This is a genomic window from Sorangiineae bacterium MSr12523 (assembly GCA_037157775.1).
Taxonomy (GTDB): Bacteria; Myxococcota_A; Polyangia; order Polyangiales; family Polyangiaceae; genus Pendulispora; species Pendulispora brunnea.
Genome location: CP089982.1, coordinates 1,449,571 through 1,466,079 on the forward strand (window position 1 = coordinate 1,449,571; position 16,509 = coordinate 1,466,079).

The window sequence follows — 16,509 nt, forward strand, 5'->3', positions numbered from 1 at the left end:
ATCGAATTTGAACGATATGGCGCAACGGGCGAGTCTGCGAGGCAATATCCAAATACGCCTACCCGTCGGAGGCCGGTGTGACGGGCAGCTGTACCTCCAACCATCCGTCGTTGTTCTCGTCTCGATAATAGAGTTCTCGATAAGGGCCGGCCTGGCGATGACCGCGCCGCCGGCGCCAATGGCTCAAGGCCCGGTAGGCGAGGTCGAAGTCGTCGGCGCCGACGAGGCAGGAAGCGCAGGTCAATCCAGGTAGCGTCGTGGCATCGGGGCGCGCCTTCGTCTGCTTGGGGACGAGGAAGACCTGGGCATCGACGTTTCCCGAGCGCGAGCCGCAGTCGTGCCAAATGGTCCCGGAGATGGCCGCCGAATCGCGCTCGAAGAGCGAGTCGAGCAAGGCATCGGCCTCTCCCTGGTGGCCGAGCCTGTATCGCTTTGCAATGACGCGCATGCTGGGAACGCGTTTGACGACGACGGCCGGTGCGCTGCCGGCATCCGGTAGGGAGGTGCTCGCGAGCGCCTCGTTTACGGCGCTCAATTGCGAGGCAAGGGCCTCCATTTGCGCTTGGAGCGTGTCGCGGAGTGAGAGAAGCGACCCGCGATCGGTGGAGCCGCGTCGCACGCCGACGAGGGGCATTCCCATTTGCCGGAGCGTGAGAATGCGCTGCGCGTCGACGAGCTGCGCGAGGCGATACCGGCGGTAGCCGTTGGCTCGGTCGACCTCGGCAGGCCTCAAAATGCGCGCGGCGTCGTAGAGGCGAAGCGCCTTTACGGACAAGCCCGTCAAGCGTGAGAATGCGCCGATGGAGAGCGTCATGCCTCCCTCGAAGGTAGCAGACCGCTCCGAGTCCTCAACCAATCGGTGACGGTGTGGACGAGCCACGGCCGGGCCATGCTGAACGCGTGATCGGTTCGCTCCGCGCGCGCCCAATGGCCATTCGGGAGCCGGGCGGCGAAATCGGAGTAGTGCGAAGGGGGAAACAATTCATCGCCGTCGGCGGTGACCAGAAGAATGGGTCGCCCTGCCAATGCGTCGACGACCTCGTGGAGCGAGCGCACGCGCTGCCATTGGTCCAGAAGCTCGCGCGGCGTGACCCCATTCAGCAAGGTCGAAAACTCATGGGCCATGGCCTCGGGAAGTTCGAACGCGCCCGGGTCGATGAGCGGACACATCGCGACCACAGCGCGCACCCGTGCGTCCGTTGCTGCCACCAGGAGCGCGGCATGACCGCCCATCGCCCCACCCACGAGCGCGATGCGCTCCGAATCGACAACCGGATGCCGGCGCACCCAATCGAGCGCCGCGCGCGTATCGTCGGCCAAATGGGCGAAGGAAAACGACCCCTCCGATCCCCAACTCCCTCGAAAGTGGAAATACAGGCAATTGAAGCCGAGGTCTCGCAACCGATACGCGATGTCCAGGTGCTTCTCGATGCCCGGCGTGCCATGGAGCAGCACCACCGTGGGCCGCGGCGTGTCGCCGGCAGCGCGGTAGAAACCGCCCAAGAGTTTGCACCCGTTCGAAGGAAAGGTCACGCCATCCAAGCCCGCTTCGTACTTGCTCATGAATCACCTCGGTCGCCCATCCTGGAGGTCTCCCCCGGGGGAGGGTCAAGGGGCGTTGTCCAGCGACCGCTCGCCCCCGGGTTTCGACCGCTCGCGGGATCGTCGTGAATTCCGTGCGCTTCGCAGACGTACTTCCTTCGAACGAAAGGACGTACGATGCCCGATCCAATGCAGAATGCACCCATCTTGCCGCCCGCGGTGCGCGGCGAGCCGGTGCCGTATACGGTGCTCTTGATCAATCCTTTTTACGCGAAGGACATCCACGCCAGCTTCGGCAAGCATGTGCTCACGCCGAGCCTCGCGCTCACCAGCTTGGCCGGCGCGACGCCCGAGCCGTGGAAGGTCCGCTTCTGGGACGAAAACCTCCTTCAAGGCCCCCCGCCCGCGGACGATGTCCCCCAGGTCGTCGGCATCACCGTCCATCTCACCTTTGCCAAGCGCGCGTACGAGCTCGCGGCCTGGTACCGCGCACGCGGCAGCATCGTCGTCCTCGGTGGATTGCACGCGCTCTCGTGCCCCGACGAAGTCGCAGAGCATTGCGACGCCCTGGCCATCGGCAACGGCGTGCCCATTTGGCCGAAAATTCTCTCGGACATCGAGCACGGGAAACTCGAGCGCCGCTACCATGCCGAATACCGCAATTACGCCTCCGACCCGTCGCCCGATCGCAGTGTTCTCCCGCGCTGGGGATTTCTCACCCCGGCATCCCTCATCGCCACCCAGGGGTGCCACAATCGTTGCGACTTTTGCTACTTGGCCACGGGCGATACGCGCATCAAGTACCAAATGCGCACCGCGCAGCAGGTCGCCGCGGAATTCGAATCCACCGGCGCGCCGTACGGCGTGTTCGTCGACAACAATCTTGGCTCCAACCGCCGCTACCTGCGCGAGCTCTGCACCGCCCTCCGCCCCCTCCGCAAAATCTGGAGTGCGGCCGTTACCCTCGACGTGAGCGACGACCCAAGTTTGGTCCGCGACATGGCCCTCGCCGGCTGCACGGGCGTGTTCATCGGATTCGAAAGCCTCACCGACGACAACATGCGCCTTGCCGGCAAGCGCTCACCGCGCGCGGAGGATTATGCGGCGCGCATCCAGCTCTTTCACGCGAATGGGATTCAAGTGAACGGCAGCTTCGTGCTCGGCTTCGATCAGGACCGGCCCGAGGCTTTCGAAAAGCTGGCCAACTTCATCGAGGAACAGCGGCTCGAGTGCGCCACGTTTCACATCCTCACGCCCTACCCCAATACGCCGCTCTTTGCGCGCATGGAACGCGAGAATCGCATTTTGCACAAGGATTGGTCCCTCTACGACACCGCCCATTGCGTCTTTCGGCCCAAGCACATGACGCCGGAGCAACTCGAGGCGGGCTACGAATGGATTTACCAGCGCCTCTTCTCGCTGCGGTCCATTTGGGCGCGGCGCCCGCGGCAGGCGCCGGCCGTGTTGCCCTATCTTGCGATGGCCTTGCTGTACAAACGATCCAATTGGCTGTGGAAGTTCCTCATTCGCCACCGCCTCACGCACGCGGTGTGGGCGCCTCTCGTCCATGCGACGCGCCTGCGCCACCTGCGTTATCGGAAGCGGCTGGAAAAGGCGCCGTCGGTTCCGGGGCCTCTCGTGTGGCCGGTTCGGCCGAGCGTGTAACGCCGTTGAAGCGGTATTCCGCGTGCACCAAATCGAGCAGCTCGGCGACGGAGGTCTCCTTGCACGGCTTGTCGAAGGTGATTTCGCCGTGCTGCAGCAGATTGACCCGATCGCACACGTCCACCACCTGGCTGTAGTTGTGGGCAATGAGGATCATGGCAATATCGCCGCGCTGTTTCAGTTGCGTGAGCAACCGCAGAATGAGCCCGCCCTCCTTTGCCCCCATGGCCGCGAGCGGCTCGTCCAAGAGAAGCAGCTTCGCATTCGACGTCACGGAGCGGGCCACGGCAATGGCCTGGCGCTGTCCGCCCGAGAGGTTCCCCACCTCGGTGGTCACCGAGGGGATGTGAATCCCAATGGCATCCAGTGCCTCGCGCGCACGGCGCTGCATTTCCTTCCGCCGCAAGAACGGAAAGGGCTTGTGCACGAGCTCTTTGTTCAAATGCAAATTGAGGTACACCGGAAGCTCGTTCACCATGGCCAAGTCCTGGAACACCGTCTCGATGCCCAGCGACCGCGCATGGGTGACCGAGCGCAGCTCCACCGGCTGCCCCTCCCAGAGCATTCGCCCTTCGTCCGGGCGGTGAAAGCCGGTGAGGATCTTGATGAGCGTGGACTTCCCGGCGCCGTTGTCGCCGATGAGGCCCAAAATCTCGCCCTTGCGGGCGTACAGATTGATGTCCCGCAGCGCTGTGACCGGGCCAAAGCGCTTGCTGATGTGTTCGACCCGGATCACTTCGGCAGTCATGCCGTCCTCCGCAGCGAGCCCGCGCGCTTGCGCAGCGCGGTGAGGTAAACGTTCAGCAACATGGCCACCAGAATGGCAATGCCGAGGACCACGTTGAAGGCGTTGGCGTTTACACCCGTCAAATTGAATCCATCGTAAACGATGCCCAGGAGCATGGCGCCCAGCAAGGCGCCCACCACCGTGCCCGAACCACCCAGCAACGCGGTGCCTCCGATGACCGCGGAGGCCACCGCGAAGAACATGGTGTTGAACCCACCGTTGGTGGGATCGAACGAACCTACGCGGATACCTTGTAAGAGGCCCGCGAAACCCGAAAGTGCGCTGGTCAGCGCAAAATTGACGACCTTCACGCGGTTCGTGAGAATGCCCGACTCCGCGGCACCGACCGGGTTTCCCCCGGTGGCTTGCGTGTGAATGCCGAACCGCGTGGCCGAGAGCACCATCTGCATCGTCGCCACGATGACCAGCGCCCAGAGAAACTCCGCCCAGCGCGAAGCACCGAAGATGCCCACCAAGCCACTGTCCGCCGACGTGGGCGCGGGGACCGGCGAGCCATTGGAAATGATGAGTGACGAGCCCTGAAGGAGAAAGGCCATCCCCAACGTCGTGATGAACGACGGAAGATTGAGCCGCGTGCGGATCGAACCATTGACCGCGCCGATCAGCGCCGCGACCATCAGGGCCCCGATTAGCGCGACGGCGAACGGCGCGCCATTCTTGAGGAACAGCGTGAGCACGAATGGGGTCAACGTGAACACGAAGCCCGCGGAAAGGTCGATTTCGCCGCAAATGAGCAGCATGACCTGTCCGCTGGCCACGATGGCCCACGGGGCCACGTACTGCGCAATCGTGCGGTAATTGTCCGCGCTGTTGAACCCCGTGCTGGTGGCCGTGAAGTAGATGCCGGCCACCAACGTGACCAGGAGGATGCTCAGCTCCTTGATCTGAATGAGGTTGCGCACGTTACTTGTTCGCCAGGGTCGCCGGCGGCAACGGGATGGAGCTCGGCATGGTGATGAGGTCCTGCTTGGAGCCTCCTTCGAACTTGCTGTCCGCCGATGCGTACGGACCGACGCTGTCCTTGGTCACGAAGGTGAGCCCGGTGTCGGTGACCGGCGGCGTGACCAAGGTGCCGGACAATCGGTACAAGTACATGTAGAGCACGGGCAAAAAGCCCTGCAGGTACGCCGATTGATCGATGGTGAACTCGAGCGCGCCGTTGGAGATGCCCTTGATGGTGTCGGCGAGAAGGTCGAACCCACCCGCGTGCACCTTGCCTTGAATGCCGCGCGAGGTCACCAGCTGCGCAATGGCCGCCGTGCTTCCCGCGTCGACGGCGTAGATGCCCTTGGCGTCCTGCTTACCCAGAAAGGCGGCGGTCATGGCATTGAGCTCGCCCGCTTGCTCGGCGCCCGTGTTCACGGATTGCACGGTGACCTGGGGCGCGGCCTGCTTGAGCGCGGCCAGGATTCCATCGAGCCGCGGTTGCACGTTGTTGCCACCGGGCTGCGAAATACCCACGAGGATGGTGCCCGATTGCACGTGCTGCGCAATGCGTTGGCCCATCATGAACCCCGACCGGAAAAGGTCCTGCCCCACGTACGTCAGCGGGAAATTGTTCGCCGCCGTCGCATTGTAGGCGATGACCGGAATGCCCTTGCCGAGCGCTTTTTTGGTCGGTTCGATGAACGCGTTGTTGTCGGTCAGGGCCACGGCGATGCCGTCGGCGCCGCTGTTGATGGCGGTGTCGAACGCATTCACCATCTCCGCCACATTGCCCGATTGCGAACCGGTCCATTGTGGCGTGGGAAGGCCGAGAAGCGCGGCGGCATCGGTCAGGCCATTGCGCGTCGGCACGAAGAACGAGTTCGTGGTGACGTGGTTGACGAATACGAATTTCCACCCTGGGGTGCTCGGGAAGCTCCCCACCGACTTTTGCGCATTGGCCAGATTTTCGCTGGCCGCGCCTTTACAGGCCGCCAGCAATGCGCCAGCGCCCCCCGCACCAAATAGCTTCAGCGCTGTCCTGCGCGAGGCAAGGCTTTCCTCTTTCATGATCGCTCCCTCGAGTGTTTCGCTCCGGCCCACGCCTCGAGCGAATCTACGAATCATTGGATGATTCATACATTCCGTCAAGACTTCGCTTGCCGGCGCTCCCAACCTTCCGCGAACAAATTGAAATTCACTTTTGCGCGAGGATACTTGGCCAGGGCTTCTCGATTGAGCTCGACCCCCAGGCCCGGTCCGTTTGGCAGAGGAAAATAGCCATCTTTAACTTCGGGCAACCCCGGTGCGCACTCTTTGACGTAGCTGTCGGCAAAGTCGTTGAAGTGCTCCTGGATTTTGAAATTGACGGTCGTTGCCGCCAAATGCAGATTGGCCGCCGTGGAAATGGGACCACCCACGTTGTGGGGGGCCATGAGCATGTAGTGCGTCTCCGCCGTGCCGGCGAGTTTCTTGGCCTCGAGCAGGCCGCCGGAGTGCGTAATGTCGGTCTGCAGAATGTCGGCGGCCTGCAGCTCGAACAGCTCGCGGTAATCGAAGCGCGTGTGCAAGCGTTCGCCGGTGGCGATGGGAATATCCGTGTGTTCGCGCACCTTTGCGAGGGCCTTGAGGTTCTCCGGCGGCACCGGCTCCTCGAGCCATTCGGGTCGGTATTTGGCCAGCTGCCCGGCGAGCCGGATGGCCGTATTCGGGCTGAAACGCCCATGCATTTCCAGGAGAATCTCCACATCGGGCCCCACCGCATCGCGCACGGCTTCCACGAGGGCCAGAGAGCGCGAAGTTTCCCCTGCGTCGAGCTCGAACATGCCCGCGCCGAACGGATCGAGCTTCAGCGCGCGGTAGCCGCGTTCGAGTACGCGCTTGGCTGCGGCATGGAACTGCTCGGGCGTGCGCTCCACCTGGTACCAGCCATTGGCGTACGCTTTGATCTTATCGCGCACTGCGCCACCGAGCAGTTTGTACACCGGGAGGCCCAGCGCTTTTCCTTGAATGTCCCAGCACGCGATTTCCAAAATGGCCAATGCGGACATCGCGATTTCGCCCGGGCGGGCGTAGTCGTGCCGCGTCATGCGCAGCACCAGTCCCTCGATCTCGAAGGGGTCTGCCCCCAACACGTGGTTGGGCACGGCCTCTTGCAGATAACCGAGGAGCGCGTCGGTGTGGTTGAGCATGCGCACCTCTCCGAGGCCGGTAATGCCCTCGTCGGTGAGCACTTCGACGATCGTGAGGTTGCGCCACGGCGTGCCGAGCACGTGGGTGCGTATTCCGGTGATCTTCATGCTGCACCCAAAGCTAAGACGTTTGACAGAATGGATCAATCATCCAATGATTGGGTCGTGAACAACGCAAATTCGAGTCCCCTGGGGCAGCATCGCACGATGCACGGCCAAGTGGTGGAGTGGTTGGGGCGCCGCATCGTCTCGGGAGAGTTGGCCGACGGTACGCAGTTGCCCAACGAGGCGGATCTGGCGGCGCAGCTCAAAGTGAGCCGCGGTGGCGTGCGCGAGGCCGTCAAAGCGCTCGCGGCCAAGGGCCTGGTGGAGCCGCGTCCGCGTCTTGGGACGCGGGTCCTTCCACGCGAACAGTGGAACTTGATGGACCGCGAGGTGATCGATTGGCATGGCCATGTCGCCGATCCGGCCTTTCTCGAGGATTTGCTCGAATTGCGGCTCATGGTGGAGCCTGCGGCTGCGCAGCTTGCTGCGGAGCGGGCCAGTGCCGAGCACATTGCCACCTTGGAGTCGTCCTACGCCGCCATGGCGAAGTACGCACCGCGCTTGCCGAAGGCCGAGGCGGCGTTCGTCGAGGCGGATCTCACGTTTCATTTGACCCTGCTGCGCGCGTGCGGAAATCGGCTCATCGAGCACCTCGGCCGCTTGCTGGAGACGAGCCTTTACCACGGGTTGGAGGCGAGCTCGCATGCCCCCGGCGGGGTAGAGGCCACCTTGCCGCTGCACCGAGCCGTGCTCGTGGCCGTGCGCGCCCGCAAACCGAAGCAAGCCGCCAAAGCCATGCAAAAGCTCCTGGAAACGACGAGCGAAGCCGTCAAACGGATCGAGAGGCACTGAGAATGGCACCGATGCATCTGCGACATTGGTTGAATGCGAACGGATTGCCGCATTCCGACGGCGGCGCGCTGCCCGACAGCCCGAAGCGCTTTCCGGATGGTGCGCAATACCGCGTGGAAATCCCCAGCGTCGAAGGCCCCGAGGTATTCGCCGCCGTGCTCGCCGAAGCGGAATCGCGCGGCGTTCCCGTGCACCGCGTGTCGCAGGGAAGCGGCGGCATGCTCCTCACCGACGGCGAGCTCGCCGCCATGGCCGATCTCGGCGCGGCGCGTTCCATCGAGGTGAGCCTGTTCGCACGTCCGCTCGCAGGGTGGGGGACCTCGGCGGCCGCCGTGGCCTCGGCGGGCGGCTCGCTGGCCGCGCAGGCTCGCGGCACCGAGCAGTTGCTTCAATGCTTGGCCGATATCCACCGCTGTACAGAGGCGGGCATCCGCAGTGTGTTGGTCACGGACATCGGTGTGCTCGATACCGCGGCCAAGCTGCGGGCTTCAGGGCATTTGCCGGAGGACCTGCAATTCAAGATTAGTGTGCAAATGGGCATGGCCAACCCTGCGTCCATTCGCATCGTCGAACGACTCGGCGCTTCCACGTACAATGTGCCGACGGATCTTTCCCTCGGGCAGCTTGCCGCGATCCGCGCGGCCGTGGACATTCCGCTCGATATCTACATCGAGGCACCGGACGATTTGGGCGGCTTCGTGCGGCACTTCGAAATTGCGGAAATCGTTCGGGTGGCCGCCCCGGTGTACGTCAAGTTCGGGCTGCGCAATGCCCCGAACATCTACCCCTGCGGAACGCACCTGCTTCCCACGGCCATCGCGCTCGGTCGGGAGCGCGTGCGGCGCGCCCGCATCGGGCTCGATTTTCTCGCGCGGCACATGCCCGAGGCGGTGGGCTCGCAGCTGCCCGCGCAGGGGCTCGCCGTGCCGAGGCGAAGGTGAGCGCCCCTCCTGCTTTGCGCGATGCACGGGCCGTGCACATCGACGCGCCCGAAACGCTGCGCTTGGCCCCCGTCGAACCGCGCGCGCCCGGCCTGGGTGAGGCCCTCGTCGAGGTGGCGTGGGCCGGCATCTGCGGCTCGGATCGCGAGGTGCTCGCGGGCACGCGCCCGAAGGACTTCGTGCGCTACCCGCTGATTCCCGGGCACGAATGGTCCGGTACCGTCGTCGCCGTCGGCGAGCAGTCCGATGCTTCGCTGGTGGGGCACCCCGTCGTGGGCGAGGGATTTCGCTCCTGCGGGCGCTGCCCGGCGTGCTTTCGCGGCGATAGCAACCTTTGCCAGGCCGAGTACCGCGAAACGGGTTTCACCGAGCCGGGGGCATGGGCGACGTACCTCACCGTACCCGCGCGCTTGCTGCACGTGTTGCCGAAGGAGAGCGATTTGCGCGCAGCTGCGGCCCTCGAGCCCGCAGCGTGCGTCGCGGCGGCGTGCATGAAGGCGGCGGTCGTCTCGGGCGAGCGCGTGGCCGTGGTGGGTGCGGGCACGCTCGGATTGCTGGCCACGCAGCTGCTTCGTGCGAGCGAGCCGTCGAAGTTGATCGTGGTCGATCCCCGCCGCGATCGCGGCGAGCTCGCGCGGCGGTGTGGTGCAAGCGAATGCCTCTCGCCGGAGGAGGCCCAGCGCCGGGCGGGGCAGTTCGACGTCGTTCTCGAGGCGGCGGGTGCGGCCGATACGGCCCGTCAGGCGATGCTCCTCGCTCGACGTGGCGGACGCATCGTGCTCACGGGTATTCCGCCAGCCTCGACCGGCGAGACCAACGCACTCTCACCCACGGAGCTGGTCCTGCGCGAAATCACGGTCCACACGGTGTTCGGTGCGCCATCGCGCGCATGGGCGCATGCGGTGCGTGCGTTTGCATCGGGCATCCTCGACCCGTCGCCGATCATCACCCACGAGGTCCCACTCGATGACGTGACGGAAGCGTTTCGGATTCTCACCGACTCGAGCGCCCGTGCTGTAAAGGTGTTGCTACGCCCATGAGTGAACTCGAACGAATGCTCACCGCGGCGGCGGCGGCGCATGCGCCTCTTGCTGCCCTTCGTCCGGCTGCGCGCGCGGGACTCTTGCGCCGTGTCGCCGTTGCCCTCGATTCGGCTGCTCCCGAGCTCGTCCCGCTCGCGCGGGAGGAGTCCCATCTGCCCGAGGCGCGCCTCACGGGGGAGTTGAAACGCACCACGTTCCAGCTGCGCTTCTTTGCCGATCTGCTCCTCGAGGGTAGCTACCTCGAGGCTACGCTCGACGCGGCCGATCCGAAGTGGCCGCCCGGTCCGCGGCCGGATCTGCGGCGCATGCTGCTGCCGCTCGGCCCGGTGGTCGTGTTTGCGGCGAGCAATTTCCCGTTTGCCTTCAGCGTCGCCGGAGGCGATACGGCATCGGCCCTCGCCGCCGGTTGTCCGGTGGTGCTCAAAGCGCATCCCGGGCATCCGCGTCTCAGCGATCGCACGGCGGCCATCGTTTCGGACGCCTTGCGCGATGGCGGTGCTCCCGACGGGTCGTTCGCGCTCTTTCACGGCGACGAGGCCGGCCGCTCGGCGCTGCTCGATCCGCGCATCAAGGCCGGCGCCTTCACGGGGTCCACGCACGGCGGGCGCGCCCTGTTCGATTTGGCGTCATCGCGTCCGGTGCCCATTCCGTTTTATGCCGAAATGGGCAGCGTCAATCCGGTATTCGTCACAGAAGCGGCCGCACGCGCGCGCAGTGCCGAAATCGCGTCGGGGTACCTCGACTCGTACACCTTGGGCGCGGGTCAGTTTTGCACCAAGCCGGGGTTCCTGTTCGTACCGGAGTCGGTGGCCGAGGAGTTCGAGCTGCGGCTGGTCGCAGGCGTCCTCGATCGCGCGGCAGCGCCCCTGCTCAACGAGCGCATCGCGTCCGGGTATGCGTCCGTGCTGCGCACCTTGAGCGCGAACCCGGCGGTTCGCGTGCTTCACGCGGGGACGGACTCGCCGAATGGCCCGTCGCCCACGTTGCTGGGCACGACGGCGAGCGCGCTCTTCGCTGATCGCGAGAAGGCGTTGCTCACCGAGTGCTTCGGTCCGACCTCCGTGGTGGTGCGCTATGGCAGCGAGGCCGAACTCCCCGAGCTGGCGCGTCTCTTCACCGGCGAGCTCACGGCCACCGTGCACGGCGAAGCGGGGGATGCCATCGCCGCGCCGCTCTTGGCCGAGCTGTCCGAGCGCGCAGGCCGCGTTTTGTGGAACGGCTGGCCCACCGGCGTGGCTGTATCCCATGCCATGCACCATGGTGGACCGTACCCCTCGGCGACGTCGTCGCTGTACACGTCCGTGGGCTCGACGGCCATTCGCCGATTCTTGCGCCCGGTGTGCTATCAGAATGTGCCGCAGCACTTGCTGCCCGAAGCGCTGCGCGACGACAACCCGCTCGACATCCCGCGCTGGATCGAGGGCTCACTTCGCCGGTAAACGTCCATGTCCCACGCCGAGCAGATCACCGATCCGAACGCCTCGCACGGGGAGGGCCCCGTGTGGCATCCCAGCTGGCCGGGCCTGCGCTGGGTCGACATGTTCGGGGGCGAGGTCCTCCAACTCGACGCGCGCACCGGGGCCGTGACCCGCTACCCCGTGGGCAGCCGCATTGCCGCGACCATCCGGCCCCGCACGGATGGCGGTGCGGTGATCGCCATCGAGCGCGGCTTCGCCCTGGCCGACGCAGACTTGAGCAACATCCGCCCGCTCCCCGAGGTATGGGACGATCCTCGCGTTCGCATGAACGACGGCGACTGCTCGCCTGATGGCCATTTCTATTGCGGCAGCATGGCCTACGACGAGTCACCCGGCGCGGGCAGTCTGTACCGAATGGATCCCGACGGGAGCACCGTGGTCATTCTCGAAGGCGTCACCATCTCCAATGGCTTGTCCTGGAGCCCCGACGGCCGCACGGCCTACTACATCGACACGCCAACCCATCGGGTCGATGCGTTCGACTACACACCCAATGGTCGCTTCAGCAACCGCCGCACGCTGTTTCGCATTCCCGAGGCCGAAGGCTCCCCCGATGGGATGAGCGTCGACACCGAAGGGCGCCTCTGGATCGCTTTGTGGGGTGGCTCCGCCGTCCATTGCTACACGCCCGCGGGGCGCCTCGAAGAGCGCGTGGAGCTGCCGGTGTCGCAAGTCACGGCCTGCGCCTTCGGCGGGCCCGAGCTCGACGAGCTCTACATCACGACGTCCCCTCAGACCGTCGCACCGGGCACCCAGCCCGCCGCGGGCGCCTTGTTCCGCGCCCGCCCCGGCGCCCGTGGTTTCCCAGCCCGCTGCTACGCGACCACGTAGCTCGAAAGCTGGACCGCCGTGGCTCGCCGGAGTCACTGTGGAATGTGAATCAAGCCCATCGCCGCATCTACGCAGAGCGCCGCGTCGCACGCCCCCGCGCGCGGGCGGCGACGCTGCAGCCTGCAGAAACGACCATTCTCGAACGACTGCACGTCGAGCTGCCGGGCATGACCATGCTCGATCTCGGGGTGGGTGGCGGCCGAACCACGGAGCATTTCGCGCCGCGGGTGAAGCGCTACATTGCGCTCGACGGATCGCCGGCCACGCTTCGCGCATGGTGCAAGCGTTTCGCCGGGACGCCCTACGAGTTCCTGCTGGGCGATGCGCGAACGCTTCCTTTCCACGACGATACCTTCGACCTCGTTCTCTTCTCGCGCAACGGCATCGACGACGTCGACCATGACGATCGCGGCCGCGTGCTCCGCGAAGTCCGGCGCGTGGCCCGGCACGGCGGGACCTTCGTCTTTTCGACGCACAATCTCGAACGCGTCTTCGACTTTCGAGCGGCGACGTACCACATGTGGCTCTCCGAGCAGCTCGCGCAACTTCACCAAGCGGGCTTCGAGCGCGTTCGCGCCTTCTCCGCAACGACGGGCACGGAAATCGTGTCGCTCGCACACGAGTGCCCGCCGGAACGGTGGCTCTATTTTCTCTGCCGTGTGGCCTAACGCAATTGCGACGGTGAGATCCCCGCGCGCTCGGCGCCGTCGAGTTGACCTTGCGAGATGGCGCGCATGACGGCGATGCAGAAGTAGGCTGCGATGGCCGTGAACAGCGTTCCACCCAGACCGATGGTCCCGGCGAGGGACATGTCGCTGATGCGACCGGCCGCCGTTTGAAGGAAGCTCGAGATGATCCAGGTGGCCCACCAGGCATCGAGCATGCTCTTGGTGCGGTGCGCCCGCGGATGACTGGCCACCCATAGCTCGGAAACAGCGCGGTAAGGCTTCACCCAGTTTGCGAAGGGGACGAAAAACCAGCCCACGCATGCCCCCGGCGAGAAGGTCATGTAGCCGCCGAACGCGTGCACGTTCGAGGCCGCCCGGTGAAGCCATAAGCAATAGCAAAGCGCCGCCGCCAGATGGGCCAGAACGGTGAAGAGGCCACTCCCGCCCACAATGAGGGCCGCCCCCACATGTTCACGGGTGCCATCGAGTTGCCCTGCAAAGGTCAGCTGGGCGACGTCGAGCGTTCCCGATGCGACCACCGCTAGTCCGATGGCAAGCGAGGCGACGAGCATGCGGTTCTGCAGGGGGACGAAGCCGCCATAACGTCCCCATGCATCTTGCGGAGATACGTACTGGCCATAGTTTGCCGCCGGCGGATTGTAAGGATTATCCATTCGCACCCTCCGAAACGAGATTATCGGCCGGCGTTTTGCGGAGTTGCGGGGAAAGTCGCAAAGCGCGCAATGGTCGCGGGGACGAAGTCGTCGTTGCGGAAAAAGAGGTCGCCGTGGTGCCCGCCCTCGACCAACGCGAGCTGCGCCTGCGGAAACAATGTCGCGAGCTTCTTTCCCATGGTCACGGGGATGAGCTCATCCGCTGTGCCGTGCAGGATCAACACGGGTATATCGATACCCGGCGCCTTCGAGGCATTGTCGAATCGGTCGCGAACCATGAGCGACCCAGGAAACATGGGCAGCACCACCCGCGCCATCTCGGCGATGCTCGTGTACGGCGAAAGGAGCACGAGCTTCGAGCCATGCCCGCGTCGTGCCATTTCCGTTGCGGCCCCCGAGCCGATGGACTGGCCCACGAGCACGATGCGCTCGCGCGGAATGCCCAGCTCCTTTTCCAAGTGAACGAGGCCCGCCTCGGCGGCCTCGTAGACGGCCGCTTCCGAAACGGATTGCGCGTGCGCCAACCCATAGCCCGGGTACTCGATGGCGTAGGCGCCTAGCCTGTACGTGGCAAAGAGTCGCAGGATGACCGGCAGATCGGCCAGCTGCTCGCCGTTGCCGTGGAAGAACACCAAGGTGGGAGCATCGGCATCTTTCGCCGGAGCATGAAGGGCAAACACTTCGCGCCCCTCCGCCGAGATGCGCACGAGCTGACCCTCGGGCATCACCACATCCCGCGGCGCGCCCGCCGGAAAGAGAATGGCTCGCTGCTTCGCAAATGCGAGCGCTGCCGCCGCCGCGTACACCACGCCCACGGCTCCTACCGCAAACCGAACGATCTTCCCGAGGCCCATCGTCCCTAGCTTGCCAGAAATCGCTCTACGCGCGCGCTCGACGACGTGCGGAAGGCGTCGGTGGTTGGCGGGCAGTGCTTCGTGTGCTCGAGCAGCTCCACCTCGGCGTGGGGAAGCAGCTCGCGCACGCGCGCCAAAAGGGCGCGACCTGGAAAGGATATGTCTTCATCGGAGGCGAAGACCAGAACGGGGCAGGTGAGCCCCTCGAGCTCCTCCGGCTTCACCAGCGGTGGCACCCGCACGTCCAGCCGGTATGCGCGCAGCGCGTCCCCGAAGTAGCGCGTCCAATCGGTGTCGTCGACGGTGGAAAAGAGCGGCTCGATCACGCGACGGAGGCGCTGCTCCGACGGAAAGAGCCGGAACATCAGCAAGGGCCAGCCCATGGCCTTGAGACCTTTCCATGCCGAGTTGGCGACCCATCCCGCGGGGTTCAGCAGCGCAAGGCGCCCCACGCGCGCGGGGGCCGCCTGCGCCGCACGAAGCGCCACGAAGCCGCCCCAGCTCACCCCGTACAAATCGTAGTGCCGCAGCCCCAGTGCGTCGGTGGCCTCGACGACCCAGCGCCCGTACGAATCGTCATGTACGTCGATGCGTCGGTCTTCGCTCAGGACCGATTGTCCGATGATGTCGAGCGCGTACACGCGCCGTTTGCTCACGAGGCTTCCGAGCTCGGGAAGGACATGCGCCGACGATGCGAGTGCACCGTGCAGCACCACCAAGGGCTTGCCATTCTCTGGACCCGCCACGAGGGCGTGCGTCCGCCCAAACGACGTCTTCACGGTGCGGTCTTCGACGGCGATCGCGATCCTCTTTCGAAATTCGCCGCACCACGTTTGCACGATGGCCTTTTGCTCGTCACTCACGAATACGATCGATGCCGTCATCGCTTCCTCCTTGGCGCGAGTCCGTCGAGATGCTGGCGAAGCAGCCGTTCGAAAAACTGCAACGGATGAGCATGTCCGCCTTGGAGCCATGCCATGAGCGCGAAGTAGTAAAAGGAGAAGAACGCGGCGCCGAGGAGCGCCACGTCCACATCCGCCTCGAGCTCGCCGCGTGACTTGGCCGCCCCCGCGAGCTGGGCCACGTGCGCATGCACCTCGGCCACCTGCGCGGCGAAGCGCTGGCTCCACGGTGGTGCGGCAAACAGCGACTCTCGCAGCAACGCCCGCGAGAGCGCGGGCCTTTCGGCGTAGTAGTCGAAAAAGGCCCGCGCCAGCGCCGTGAGGGCCCGCTCGAGCGAGCCCTTTTTCTGCATTTTCTTTTCACTGACTTCGCGCGCGCGCGCCCACGTCGTCTCCAGATCGTCGAACAGCGCGGCGTGCAGCAGGTCCTGCTTGTCGCGAAAGTGGAGCAGCACGGTGCCTGCGGCCACCTTGGCCTCGCCGGCGACGCTGCGGATGCTCGTCCCGTCGTACCCGTCCCGTTCGAGCTGCTTGCGCGCCGTTTCCAGAATGCGCGCGCGTGTGGCAGCCTTCTGTTCCGTTCTGATGAACACGTTCACTGAACATGTTCATCATTAAAGAACCGGCGTCAATCCGCGCGTGGCGAGAAATCCATGATCCAGTTCGTTTCCCAGGTCTTTCCGCCGTCGTTCGAGAACGCTTGCTCCCAGCGCGGCGTCTTCGTGTCGATGCGCGACCAAATGAATCGAACGCGGATCGGTTGGCCCTCGAGGACGTCGTCCCCGTAGAAGGTTCCCGTGTTCTCGGAGAACGAGCCGGTCACCGGAGGCTCGAGTACGCCGGTGCGGTTGCTGGCCCAGTAGATGGACCACTGCTTCGTGGCGCGATTGAAGAAGCGGAAGCTCATTCCGATGAAGCCGCCGTCGTGGTCGGTGCGGAACTCGTCCTCGTTGCCCACGCCGTCGAGGAGCGGGCGCGCGACGTTGGTCGCGTCGAACTCGTCCCACTGGGTCGAGCCTTTGAGCCGCTCGCGAAGGCGGCGGTTGCGAACGTGCCAGGAGCCCATGAGAAAATCGAAGTCGTTCATGCG

The 16,509-nt window shown here is 65.1% G+C and carries 17 protein-coding genes and 1 pseudogene; 7 read left to right on the forward strand and 11 right to left on the reverse strand.

The window, feature by feature from the left end; translation table 11 throughout:
- Window positions 1–58: 58 nt before the first annotated feature.
- Window positions 59–814 (reverse strand): MerR family transcriptional regulator, encoded by a 756-nt coding sequence (locus tag LZC95_05790; protein WXA96348.1) that lies wholly within the window; start codon window positions 812–814, stop codon window positions 59–61.
- Window positions 811–1,563: an alpha/beta fold hydrolase gene (locus tag LZC95_05795; protein ID WXA96349.1), complete on the reverse strand. Its 753-nt coding sequence runs from the start codon at window positions 1,561–1,563 to the stop codon at window positions 811–813. The genes LZC95_05790 and LZC95_05795 overlap by 4 nt, the downstream gene beginning before the upstream one ends.
- 156 nt (window positions 1,564–1,719) lie before the next feature.
- Here LZC95_05795 and LZC95_05800 point away from each other — a divergent pair, with 156 nt between their 5' ends.
- Complete coding sequence (locus LZC95_05800; GenBank protein ID WXA96350.1) at window positions 1,720–3,207, forward strand: B12-binding domain-containing radical SAM protein; 1,488 nt, start codon at window positions 1,720–1,722, stop codon at window positions 3,205–3,207.
- A gap of 292 nt (window positions 3,208–3,499) precedes the next feature.
- Here the strand turns inward: LZC95_05800 and LZC95_05805 are convergent.
- From LZC95_05805 to LZC95_05820, 4 genes and pseudogenes are all read right to left on the reverse strand, one after another.
- Window positions 3,500–3,955, reverse strand: a pseudogene (locus LZC95_05805) (ATP-binding cassette domain-containing protein).
- Window positions 3,952–4,917 carry an ABC transporter permease gene (locus LZC95_05810; GenBank protein WXA96351.1) on the reverse strand — a complete coding sequence of 322 codons (966 nt, stop codon included), beginning with the start codon at window positions 4,915–4,917 and terminating at the stop codon, window positions 3,952–3,954. Before LZC95_05810 ends, LZC95_05805 begins: the two are co-directional and overlap by 4 nt.
- Window position 4,918: 1 nt before the next feature.
- A complete protein-coding gene (locus tag LZC95_05815; protein ID WXA96352.1) occupies window positions 4,919–6,010 on the reverse strand; it encodes a sugar ABC transporter substrate-binding protein in 1,092 nt (363 codons plus the stop codon).
- A gap of 77 nt (window positions 6,011–6,087) precedes the next feature.
- Window positions 6,088–7,239, reverse strand: coding sequence for a mandelate racemase/muconate lactonizing enzyme family protein (locus LZC95_05820; GenBank protein WXA96353.1), 1,152 nt, complete (start codon window positions 7,237–7,239; stop codon window positions 6,088–6,090).
- A 57-nt stretch (window positions 7,240–7,296) separates the two neighbouring features.
- On the opposite strand from LZC95_05820, the gene LZC95_05825 reads away from it, so the two are divergent.
- Genes LZC95_05825 through LZC95_05850 form a run of 6 tightly spaced genes read left to right on the forward strand, consistent with a single transcriptional unit; the run spans window position 7,297 to window position 12,989 of the window.
- Window positions 7,297–8,028, forward strand: a complete 732-nt coding sequence (locus LZC95_05825) for a FadR family transcriptional regulator (protein ID WXA96354.1) — start codon at window positions 7,297–7,299, stop codon at window positions 8,026–8,028.
- Window positions 8,029–8,039: 11 nt separating this feature from the next.
- On the forward strand, window positions 8,040–8,969 hold the full coding sequence (locus LZC95_05830) for a U32 family peptidase (GenBank protein WXA96355.1): 930 nt from the start codon (window positions 8,040–8,042) through the stop codon (window positions 8,967–8,969).
- On the forward strand, window positions 8,966–10,009 hold the full coding sequence (locus tag LZC95_05835; GenBank protein ID WXA96356.1) for an alcohol dehydrogenase catalytic domain-containing protein: 1,044 nt from the start codon (window positions 8,966–8,968) through the stop codon (window positions 10,007–10,009). The genes LZC95_05830 and LZC95_05835 overlap by 4 nt, the downstream gene beginning before the upstream one ends.
- Window positions 10,006–11,451, forward strand: coding sequence for an aldehyde dehydrogenase (NADP(+)) (locus LZC95_05840; GenBank protein ID WXA96357.1), 1,446 nt, complete (start codon window positions 10,006–10,008; stop codon window positions 11,449–11,451). Before LZC95_05835 ends, LZC95_05840 begins: the two co-directional genes overlap by 4 nt.
- A gap of 6 nt (window positions 11,452–11,457) precedes the next feature.
- Window positions 11,458–12,321, forward strand: a complete 864-nt coding sequence (locus LZC95_05845; GenBank protein WXA96358.1) for an SMP-30/gluconolactonase/LRE family protein — start codon at window positions 11,458–11,460, stop codon at window positions 12,319–12,321.
- Window positions 12,322–12,365: 44 nt separating this feature from the next.
- Window positions 12,366–12,989 (forward strand): class I SAM-dependent methyltransferase, encoded by a 624-nt coding sequence (locus LZC95_05850; protein WXA96359.1) that lies wholly within the window; start codon window positions 12,366–12,368, stop codon window positions 12,987–12,989.
- Here the strand turns inward: LZC95_05850 and LZC95_05855 are convergent.
- From LZC95_05855 to LZC95_05875, 5 genes are read right to left on the reverse strand one after another with little or no spacing between them, the layout of a single operon-like run.
- Entirely contained in the window at window positions 12,986–13,663 is a 678-nt protein-coding gene (locus LZC95_05855; GenBank protein ID WXA96360.1) for a DUF4328 domain-containing protein, read from the reverse strand. The genes LZC95_05850 and LZC95_05855 overlap by 4 nt on opposite strands.
- A gap of 20 nt (window positions 13,664–13,683) precedes the next feature.
- On the reverse strand, window positions 13,684–14,517 hold the full coding sequence (locus LZC95_05860) for an alpha/beta fold hydrolase (GenBank protein WXA96361.1): 834 nt from the start codon (window positions 14,515–14,517) through the stop codon (window positions 13,684–13,686).
- A 5-nt stretch (window positions 14,518–14,522) separates the two neighbouring features.
- Window positions 14,523–15,401 (reverse strand): alpha/beta hydrolase, encoded by an 879-nt coding sequence (locus LZC95_05865; protein ID WXA96362.1) that lies wholly within the window; start codon window positions 15,399–15,401, stop codon window positions 14,523–14,525.
- A complete protein-coding gene (locus LZC95_05870; protein ID WXA96363.1) occupies window positions 15,398–16,012 on the reverse strand; it encodes a TetR family transcriptional regulator in 615 nt (204 codons plus the stop codon). The genes LZC95_05865 and LZC95_05870 overlap by 4 nt, the downstream gene beginning before the upstream one ends.
- A 35-nt stretch (window positions 16,013–16,047) precedes the next feature.
- A complete protein-coding gene (locus LZC95_05875; protein ID WXA96364.1) occupies window positions 16,048–16,506 on the reverse strand; it encodes a hypothetical protein in 459 nt (152 codons plus the stop codon).
- Window positions 16,507–16,509 lie beyond the last annotated feature (3 nt).

What these genes read in the sequence shown, in the direction of transcription:
- LZC95_05790 (WXA96348.1), bottom strand. Translation starts at nt 814, where the DNA reads ATGACGCTCTCCATCGGCGCATTCTCACGCTTGACGGGCTTGTCCGTA.
- LZC95_05795 (WXA96349.1), bottom strand. Translation starts at nt 1,563, where the DNA reads ATGAGCAAGTACGAAGCGGGCTTGGATGGCGTGACCTTTCCTTCGAAC.
- LZC95_05800 (WXA96350.1), top strand. Translation starts at nt 1,720, where the DNA reads ATGCCCGATCCAATGCAGAATGCACCCATCTTGCCGCCCGCGGTGCGC.
- LZC95_05815 (WXA96352.1), bottom strand. Translation starts at nt 6,010, where the DNA reads ATGAAAGAGGAAAGCCTTGCCTCGCGCAGGACAGCGCTGAAGCTATTT.
- LZC95_05820 (WXA96353.1), bottom strand. Translation starts at nt 7,239, where the DNA reads ATGAAGATCACCGGAATACGCACCCACGTGCTCGGCACGCCGTGGCGC.
- LZC95_05830 (WXA96355.1), top strand. Translation starts at nt 8,040, where the DNA reads ATGCATCTGCGACATTGGTTGAATGCGAACGGATTGCCGCATTCCGAC.
- LZC95_05840 (WXA96357.1), top strand. Translation starts at nt 10,006, where the DNA reads ATGAGTGAACTCGAACGAATGCTCACCGCGGCGGCGGCGGCGCATGCG.
- LZC95_05845 (WXA96358.1), top strand. Translation starts at nt 11,458, where the DNA reads ATGTCCCACGCCGAGCAGATCACCGATCCGAACGCCTCGCACGGGGAG.
- LZC95_05855 (WXA96360.1), bottom strand. Translation starts at nt 13,663, where the DNA reads ATGGATAATCCTTACAATCCGCCGGCGGCAAACTATGGCCAGTACGTA.
- LZC95_05860 (WXA96361.1), bottom strand. Translation starts at nt 14,517, where the DNA reads ATGGGCCTCGGGAAGATCGTTCGGTTTGCGGTAGGAGCCGTGGGCGTG.
- LZC95_05865 (WXA96362.1), bottom strand. Translation starts at nt 15,401, where the DNA reads ATGACGGCATCGATCGTATTCGTGAGTGACGAGCAAAAGGCCATCGTG.
- LZC95_05875 (WXA96364.1), bottom strand. Translation starts at nt 16,506, where the DNA reads ATGAACGACTTCGATTTTCTCATGGGCTCCTGGCACGTTCGCAACCGC.